At 34.4% G+C, this 9,097-nt stretch carries 8 protein-coding genes and 1 tRNA gene; 7 read left to right on the forward strand and 2 right to left on the reverse strand.

Annotated elements, in window-relative coordinates:
• Positions 1 to 39 precede the first annotated feature (39 nt).
• The 5 genes from obgE (at position 40) to OEZ61_RS06025 (ending at position 5,335) form a co-directional block, all read left to right on the forward strand.
• Entirely contained in the window at positions 40 to 1,332 is a 1,293-nt protein-coding gene (gene obgE, locus OEZ61_RS06005; protein WP_041152372.1) for a GTPase ObgE, read from the forward strand.
• Positions 1,333 to 1,419: 87 nt separating this feature from the next.
• Complete coding sequence (gene rnz / locus OEZ61_RS06010) at positions 1,420 to 2,355, forward strand: ribonuclease Z (protein ID WP_290047148.1); 936 nt, start codon at positions 1,420 to 1,422, stop codon at positions 2,353 to 2,355.
• Positions 2,356 to 2,373: 18 nt separating this feature from the next.
• Positions 2,374 to 4,677 carry a single-stranded-DNA-specific exonuclease RecJ gene (gene recJ / locus OEZ61_RS06015; RefSeq protein ID WP_290047149.1) on the forward strand — a complete coding sequence of 768 codons (2,304 nt, stop codon included), beginning with the start codon at positions 2,374 to 2,376 and terminating at the stop codon, positions 4,675 to 4,677.
• Between the two features lie 20 nt (positions 4,678 to 4,697).
• A complete protein-coding gene (locus OEZ61_RS06020) occupies positions 4,698 to 5,216 on the forward strand; it encodes an adenine phosphoribosyltransferase (RefSeq protein ID WP_138742387.1) in 519 nt (172 codons plus the stop codon).
• 32 nt (positions 5,217 to 5,248) lie between these two features.
• Positions 5,249 to 5,335: transfer RNA gene (locus OEZ61_RS06025), tRNA-Ser, on the forward strand.
• Between the two features lie 146 nt (positions 5,336 to 5,481).
• On the opposite strand, the gene OEZ61_RS06030 is transcribed toward OEZ61_RS06025, so the two are convergent.
• The gene (locus tag OEZ61_RS06030) at positions 5,482 to 6,630 is read right to left on the reverse strand and encodes a site-specific integrase (protein WP_290047150.1); all 1,149 of its coding nucleotides are present in this window, start codon (positions 6,628 to 6,630) and stop codon (positions 5,482 to 5,484) included.
• Positions 6,631 to 6,713: 83 nt separating this feature from the next.
• Positions 6,714 to 7,253: a helix-turn-helix transcriptional regulator gene (locus tag OEZ61_RS06035; RefSeq protein ID WP_290047151.1), complete on the reverse strand. Its 540-nt coding sequence runs from the start codon at positions 7,251 to 7,253 to the stop codon at positions 6,714 to 6,716.
• Positions 7,254 to 7,409: 156 nt separating this feature from the next.
• Between OEZ61_RS06035 and OEZ61_RS06040 the strand changes: the two genes are divergently transcribed.
• Both OEZ61_RS06040 and OEZ61_RS06045 read left to right on the forward strand, forming a co-directional pair.
• Entirely contained in the window at positions 7,410 to 7,826 is a 417-nt protein-coding gene (locus OEZ61_RS06040; protein ID WP_053795597.1) for a helix-turn-helix transcriptional regulator, read from the forward strand.
• A gap of 127 nt (positions 7,827 to 7,953) precedes the next feature.
• The coding region (locus OEZ61_RS06045; protein WP_290047152.1) for a restriction endonuclease subunit S at positions 7,954 to 9,097 on the forward strand (1,144 nt) is incomplete at its 3' end.

The following is a 9,097-nucleotide window of genomic DNA, read 5'->3' on the forward strand; positions in this document are numbered from 1 at the left end:
TTATACTAAGTATAAAATAAAAAGTAGAGCGGAGATAACATGTTTGTTGATCAAGTAAAAATTAATGTAAAGTCAGGAAAAGGTGGTAACGGAATCGTTGCCTTTAGAAGAGAAAAATACGTTCCAAACGGTGGACCTGCCGGTGGTGATGGTGGCCGCGGAGGAAGCGTTATTTTTGCTGTGGACACAGGGATGAACACCTTGATGGACTTCAGATATAAGCGTAAGTTTGCCGCTAAAAACGGGGCAGACGGTGGAAATAAACGAATGACCGGTAAGAGTGCCGATGATTTATATATTTATCTTCCAGAAGGAACATCAGTATATAACGATGATACCAACCAATTGTTATTTGACTTGGTAAATCCGGATGATGAATATGTTGCATTGAAAGGTGGACGTGGTGGACGTGGAAACACCCACTTCGCATCTGCCAAGAACTCAGCACCAGAAATTGCCGAAAACGGTGAACCTGGTGAAGAATTAAACATTCGTTTAGAACTTAAAGTATTAGCTGATGTTGGATTAGTTGGATTCCCATCAGTTGGTAAATCAACACTACTATCTACAATCACTAGTTCAAAGCCTAAGGTTGCTGAATACCATTTTACAACATTGGTACCTAACCTAGGGATGGTTAGACTAGATGACGGTAGAGACTTCGTAATTGCCGATTTACCTGGATTGATTGAAGGGGCATCATCTGGAATTGGTTTAGGTTTCCAATTCCTACGTCACGTTGAAAGAACACGTGTCATCTTGCACTTAGTTGATATGAGTGGACAAGAAGGAAGAGATCCTTACGTTGACTACAAGAAGATTAACGATGAATTAGCTAAGTACGATGAAAATCTGCTAAAACGACCACAAATCGTGGTAGCAACCAAGATGGATATGCCTGATGCTGCTGAAAATCTAGAAACATTTAAAGAACAAATCAAAGACGACGAATTAGCTCACGAAGTGTTGGCTATTTCTTCAATCACCCATGAAGGTCTTAAGGAATTAATCTCTAAGACTTCAGACCTATTGGAAACTACTCCTAAGTTCCCAATTACTGACGTTGAAGACGTTGATGAAGAAGTCGAATACAATGCTGATGACGAAGAAGCACCATTCAACATCAGACGTGATGAAGACGGTGTCTGGGTTCTTTACGGTAAGAAGATTGAACGTCTATTCCAAATGACAGATACAACTCACGACCAAAGTATGCTACGTTTCGCAAGACAGCTTAAGGGAATGGGTGTAGATGACGCATTAAGAGAACATGGTGCAAAAGACGGCGACATGGTTTCAATTCTAGACTTCACATTCTCATTTGTGGACTAATAAAAGTAGATGGGACTAATCCCATCTTTTTTTATGTGCTACAATTTATATATCGAATATTACGAATAGAAAAGGAAAAATGAATTTATGCAATTAGAATTTTTAGGAACTGGATCAGGGGTTCCAGGTAAATTTAGAAATGTGGCTGCAACAGCATTAAAACTATTGGATGAATGCAACTCAGTATGGTTGTTTGATTGTGGTGAAGGTACTCAACAACAAATCTTGAGATCTAACTTAAAGCCTCGTAAAATCAATAAAATTTTCATTACCCACTTACATGGTGATCATATTTTTGGTTTACCAGGTCTATTAAGTTCACGTTCATTCCAAGGTGGTGACACTCCATTAACAATTTATGGACCAAAAGGAATCGCCGACTTTGTTCGTGTGAGTTTATCAGTATCTCAAACTAAACTTTCTTACAAGATTAATTTTGAAGAATTATCACAACCAGGTGTTGTTTTTGAAGATGATAAATTTAAGGTAACCATGGGTGAATTAGATCACCAAATTACTTGTTATGGCTTTAGAGTTGAAGAAAAAGACCACCAAGGTGAACTACTAGTCGATAAGTTAAAAGCAGCAAACATTCCATCTGGTCCGGTATATGGAAAGATTAAGAATGGTGAAACTGTTACTTTAGATGACGGTAGAGAAATTAATGGCCAAGACTTCATTGGTCCAGCTCAAAAGGGTAGAACAGTTACCATTATTGGTGATACTAGGAGCAACCCAACCAGCTACAACTTGGCACAAAATGCCGATGTATTGGTTCATGAAAGTACATTTGGTAAGGGCGAAAGTAGATTGGCTCACAACTATTACCATTCAACCAACATGCAAGCTGCTAAGTTAGCAACTAAGGCTAAGGTTGGCAGCCTATTACTTACTCACGTTTCAGCAAGATACACTGGTAAGATGGCTTACGAATTACAAAATCAAGCAAAGACTGTCTTTAATAACACCAAGGTTGTTAAGGACTTTGATATAGTCGATATACCGTTTGAAAAAAATAATTAAGACAAAAGGATTGATTAGATGATCTCCGCTAATTTTGATTGGAAACATACGAATACGAAACTCTCAAACGATGCTACGACAATTGGGAAATCACTATCGATTAGCCCTAGAATTGTCGAATCATTGATTGAGAAGGGATACGACAGTGAAGACAAGATAAATGGTTTCTTAAACCCTCAGTTGAGTGATCTAAGAGATCCTTTTTTGTTGCACGACATGGAAAAGACATGTAAACGAATTTTTAGTGCCATCGAAAACGATGAAAAAATCACCGTTTACGGGGATTACGATGCTGATGGAATCACAAGTACATCGGTGATGTATGAAACACTAGAAAATTTGGGTGCCAACGTTGAATACTTTGTTCCTAATCGTTTCACCGACGGTTATGGTCCAAATCCTGAAGTGTACAAGCGTTTAATTAATGACGGGACCAAGTTAATGGTGACCGTTGATAACGGTGTCTCCGGTAAAGAATCTGTTGATGTCGCAAACAAAATGGGATGCGATGTCATCATTACCGATCACCATCAAATGCCAGACGAACTACCTGATGCCTATGCGATTGTGCATGCTAGATATCCTGGTCATGAATACCCATTTGGTGAATTCTCAGGAGTAGGAATCGCTTTTAAAGTAGCCACTGCACTATTGGGTGAACTACCAGAAGAATTCTTGGATTTAGCCGCAATTGGAACTGTTGCCGATTTGGTTTCATTAACCGATGAAAACAGAGTGATTGTAAAGTATGGTCTACAAATGATTGCTAACACTGAACGCCCAGGTTTATACAGCTTAGCTAAGCTAGCTGGGATTAAAGAAGTTGTTAACGAACAGAGCATTGGTTTTGGATTAGCACCTCGTTTGAACGCATTAGGTCGAATGGGTAGTGCAAGTTCCGGAGTTGAATTATTAACAACCTTTGATGATATCAAGGCCGAAGAATTAGCTAAGGACACTGAAGACCAAAATAAAAAGCGTCGTAAGTTTGTCGAAGACATCAGTACCGAATCAATCATTCAAGCGCAAACTCAACCAGAAAGTGCAGTGTTGGTCGTATATGGTCAAAACTGGCACGAAGGCGTTGTTGGAATTGTTGCCAGTCGTTTGGTAGAACAATTCCATAAACCAAGCATCGTCATGAACTTGGATACTAACACTAGAATCCTAAAGGGGTCAGGTAGAAGTGTCGAAGGATTTAATTTATTCGATGCAATCAATGGTATGAGAGATCAAATGGTGTCATTTGGTGGCCATGAAATGGCTGTTGGATTAAGTATAAAAGAAGATGACGTCACAGCCTTAATCGATCATTTAGATAAATACGCTAAAGAACATGAATTATCAGACCAAGTCAAAGCACCATTAAACATTTTTGCTGACTTAAGTTGCAGTGATGTAAACGAAGACTTGTTTAACCAAGTTCAATTATTGGCACCATTTGGTACTGATAATGAATTCCCAGTATTCGAATTTACACCACAAAACGTTACTAACGTTCAAACAATGGGGAAGGATAATAGTCATCTAAAATTCCAAATGGTTGATCATGGTAGCAGGGTCAATGTACTAGCGTTTAAGAACGGTGCACTGGCCGATGACTTATTGGCTAACAGCGATGCAATGAAGGTTGCTGGTCACTTGGAAAAGAATACCTGGAAGGGTCGCACAACCATTCAAATCATGTTGGATGATATGTACAGCAGTGGTGTTGAAATTGTTGATAAAAGAACACAAGTTGTTGCAAAAGAAATGTTTGAACCAGCTGCTGCATACTTATTCTTTAATGAAAAACTATACAATAAGTTGCGTCCATTTGTAGGCTCTGACTCCACTGTTGGCCTATATCCTGATTTGTCTTCATTTGATAAATTTGATAATATAATAATTGTTGATTGTCCTAGTGATATTTCACATTTGCAGGATGCTTTAAGTGAAATTAGTTTTAATAGCGTGACATTTTACCTTTTCAAAAATCATTATATTTTTAAAAAGGGGATGCCAAACCGTGCTCAATATGCTAAACTATTTAAGTTCATTAAGACGCATAACAACATTCAGATACATGATAAAGTAGATGAAATTAGTCGCTATTTAGGCATTGACCGTGATATATTTATCTTCATGGTAGATGTATTTAATGAATTAAATTTCGTTTATATTAATGATGGAATTATGAATTATAATCCTGATCTGGTTAACAGTGATTTATCAAACAGTCACGCATACCAGAATAGAGAGAAACAAATCGAAGCTGAAAAACAACTTTTGACAATTAGTAAAGAGAAGTTTAAACAAGCTATTCGCATTTGTTTGGGTTAATGAAAGGAAGTTATTGGCTAATGGCACTTGATTTGCATGACTACATTGCAAGTTACGAAGATTTTCCAGAACCAGGTGTTTTATTTAGAGATATCTCACCATTAATGGAAGATGGACAAGCATATCACCAAGCTACCGATGAGATAGTAAAGTATGCTAAAGAAAAGAAAGTTGACTTAATCGTTGGCCCCGAAGCGCGTGGCTTCATTGTTGGTTGTCCAGTTGCTTATGATTTAGGCATTGGATTCGTACCAGCTAGAAAGAAAGGTAAATTACCAGGTAAGACAGTTAGTGCTTCTTACGGATTAGAATACGGAAAGTCATCACTTTACCTACATTCTGATGCTGTAAAGCCAGGCCAAAGAGTTCTTATCACTGATGATTTACTTGCAACTGGTGGAACAATTGAAGCAACAATCAAGATTGTTGAACAACTAGGCGGAATTGTTGTTGGAGCTGCTTTTATTGTTGAAATTGAAGCATTAAAGGGTAGAGAAAAGATTAAGGATTACGATATTCTTAGCTTACTAAAATACTAAATTTATTGGATGCTTAGTGCATCCTTTTTTATGGAGAGTTGGCAGAGCGGTAATGCATCGGACTCGAAATCCGACGACCCGGTAACACCGGCGGGCAGGTTCGACTCCTGTACTCTCCTTTAACCACAATGTCATACCGTTCAATTACTGTTAATGAGCGTTAACGTGACGGTGTTTATAAGCATTTGTGGTGTACATATCAGTCATTTATAGTTAGTTATTATTAACTATAAACTACGTCAAAACTACGTCATTTTTTATGCAGTTAGAAATTTAAGTAACTACTTAATTTTTTAACTGCATTTTTATTTTGCTTAGATGTAACGTGAGTATAAATGTTCATAGTTGTTTGCGCATCTTCATGACCGAGTCTTTCTTGAACTTCTTTTATCGTTGCACCTGCTGCAAATAATGCTGATGCATGGCTATGTCTAAAGCCGTGAACAGTTATTTTCTTTAAATCATGATCATTGATTATCTTATTTAACCACTTGCCAGGTTGATTTAAAGATTTGTAATTATTCTTTGAAGATGCAAATATTAATTGATTCTTTTTAAAGGTATTAAAGCCAAAAGTTAAAAATAATTGTTTTTGTTTCAGTCTCCAATTCTGTAGATAATGTAACGTTGTATTATCAATAATGATAGTTCTGTTGCTTTTTTGCGTCTTAGGAGGCTGGATGATTTGTTCTCCATGCATACCTTGAGTAAGATTTTTATTAATACGGATAGTACCTTTGTTAAAATCTACATCATTCCAAGTTAGTGCAAGGCATTCTCCACGTCGCATACCAGTAAAAGCTAATAATCTAAATAGAGTAAACTTTTCAGGTTCTTTATCTTTATCAATACAATTAAAAAATATTTGTAATTCTTCTTTAGTCCAAAAGTTAGCAGGCTTATTTCCGGGTTTTTGCTTTCTCTTTGGTAAAGTTACCATCTTACATGGATTGTTAGTTATATACTCATTCTTAATTGCATAGTTTAAAACTGATTGAAGATAGTAGAACCATTTTTTATAGTTACATTCCGCAATCTTATACCATTGGTTTACAACACGTTGTACATTTTTTGGCTTGATCTCGTTTACTTTGATGTTATTGAAATAAGGTAATATGTGATTTTCAAATATTCTAACAGCTTTTGAGTATGTTGAAACACGTACTGTATTTACATATGATTCTAACCAAGATTCATATAAGTTTATAAATAAAATATCATCTTCATTAGTAACTTTTTTACCGTTGTTAATATCAATTAATATTCTTGAAGAAGCTAGTTGGGCTTCTTTTTTTGTTTTAAAACCACGTCTAGTTGTGTTTAATTGTTTTCCATTAATATCTTTACCGATATATGCATTAAACATGTATCTTGTTTCACCATTTTTTAATTTATACTTTTTAATTGTTGCCATAATACTCCTCCTACACACGATAGTGGGGACGGTATGTAAATGGAATAGAAGTATTATTTTGTTTATTTGAGTGAATTACAACATTATTTACGAGAATAAATTTTTTGGTAGCTTGATATCCATGGCATTTTATAAGTTACATATACTTTACCTTTAGTGTTTTCAATGAAACCATTTTCCATACAAATCAATGATTCTACTTCGTTTTCAATTCTTTCTTTTAATCTATTATGGAAGATTATGTTTTGCTTATTAATAATTTCCATCAGATCAGCTGAATTGTTAAATGAAACAATATAATTTCTATCTTGGATTTGCTCAATGACGAAAGTAGACTCAATTAATGACTCTTCTTGGTAATGAACAATTGAAGTAAATAATTTATATGCATTCTTATTTTCAGTGCTTACAGTGCTAAAATTTAGCTCGTATGGGCTATATATATAGAATTCCGCAGGAGTAACGTGTAAGTACATACATAACTTATTTAAAGTGTCTGCTTTTGGATTAGTTCCGTGAATGATGTTACCTAATGACTTTCTAGAGATTCCAGTAGCTTTGTAAACATCAATGGCAGTTAATTGTCTTTCTGCAAGTAGAACATTTAACTTGTTTTCAATCATAATTTCACCTCCTTAACAGTTACATATTGTAACCTTTAGTTTTCAAAAATACAACTTTATTATGATTTTGTGTCTCAAAATGATATATTAGTGTTAATATTATGTGTATAGAAATACTCATTTTGTGTACTAAAGTATTCAAAAGGAGATGTTTATTTGAGTGAATTCGTAATTAAACAAGTTATGAGAAAGTGTGGAGAGTTACACATATCAGCAAAACAATTAGCAGAAGAAGCTGGAATATCAGAAGTGACAATTTCAACAATGTTTAATGGTAATTACAATATATATGATGTGACAAAATCAAAACTTGTAGAATGGTTAAGTTCCAAAGGAGGATTTGAAATGGATGAAATTACAGCAAAGCGGTTAAATGATTTACTTGATCACATTGAACAAATTAATGATAATCCATGGATAAAAGGTAAGCGTAGATTTGCAAAATGGTTAGGTGTTAGTTATCCAACGCTTGATAAGATGCTAAAAGATGGTTTACCAGTTCACTTTATTACTGACGTGGATGCATATTTCTTTAATAAACAAGAAGTTAATAAGTATTTATTAGAACAATAATCGTTGTGGGGACGGTATAAAAAAGAGCAAATTTTATCTGCTCTTTTTTATTTTGTCAAATTTTATAATTGCTAATATGTTAAAATATCTACTAGTTAATACATATTTAGAAAAGAGTCTGTTTATTATGGCATATAAAAAATTACCTGATTTAAGGTTTAGTGGATTTAGTGACGAATGGAAAGAAATAAAGTTTTCAGAAATATATACTAAAAGTTATGGAGGAGGAACTCCAAGTAAAAAAAATCAAGATTTCTGGAATGATGGAACTATACCATGGTTTCAAAGTTCAGACTTAGTTGAAGGAAAGTTAACAAAAGAAAATGTTAACAAAAAAATATCTGAGAAGGCTATTGTTAAATCAAGTGTAAAGGTTATTCCAGGTGGTTCTATTGCAATCGTTACTAGAGTAGGAGTTGGGAAATTAGCTTTGATTGATTTTGATTATTCTACAAGTCAAGATTTTTTATCAATTTCTGGATTTAAAACTAAAACTATGTATGCTTTATATTTAATATATAATCTAATGAACGTATTAAAGAATAGTCTTCAGGGTACTTCCATCAAAGGAATTACTAAGCCTGAATTAAATAGCAAACGAATAAGAATCAGTACTGATAGTTTAGAACAACAAAAAATAGGTGAATTCTTTATAAAACAAGACAAACTAATTGAACTTCAAACCCAAAAGGTAGATCAATTAAAGAAACTAAAGCGTGGATACTTACAGAAGATGTTTCCACAAGAGGGTGAAACAGTACCTCGATTAAGATTTAGTGGTTTTAGTGGGGAGTGGAAGGAGGAAAAATTAGGAGATAAATTGTGTGTTAAGATGGGACAATCTCCTCATTCTGAAAATTATACTGATGATAATAAAAATAGTATTCTTGTTCAAGGAAATGCCGATATATTAAATGGAAAAATAAAGCCGAGAGTTTATACAAAAGAAATAACAAGAACATCTAAAAAGGATGAAATAATCATGACTGTAAGAGCTCCTGTTGGTGAATTAGCTTTCAATCAGTTTGATAATGTAGTAATTGGACGTGGAGTTGCCTCATTGTCAGGAAATAAATTTGATTATTATTCATTAGTTAACATAAAAGATAAAGGATTATGGAAAAGATTTAGTTCAGGTTCAACCTTTGATTCTATAAATTCATCTGACATTAAATTAATGACAATAAAGGTTCCAAAGGAAGACGAACAACAAAAAATTGGAACTTTCTTCTCAAAATTAGATAAATTGATTAAACAACAATCCAGAAAGT

The sequence above is a fragment of the Apilactobacillus sp. EABW-1NA genome (assembly GCF_030398685.1).
Lineage (GTDB): Bacteria > Bacillota > Bacilli > Lactobacillales > Lactobacillaceae > Apilactobacillus > Apilactobacillus waqarii.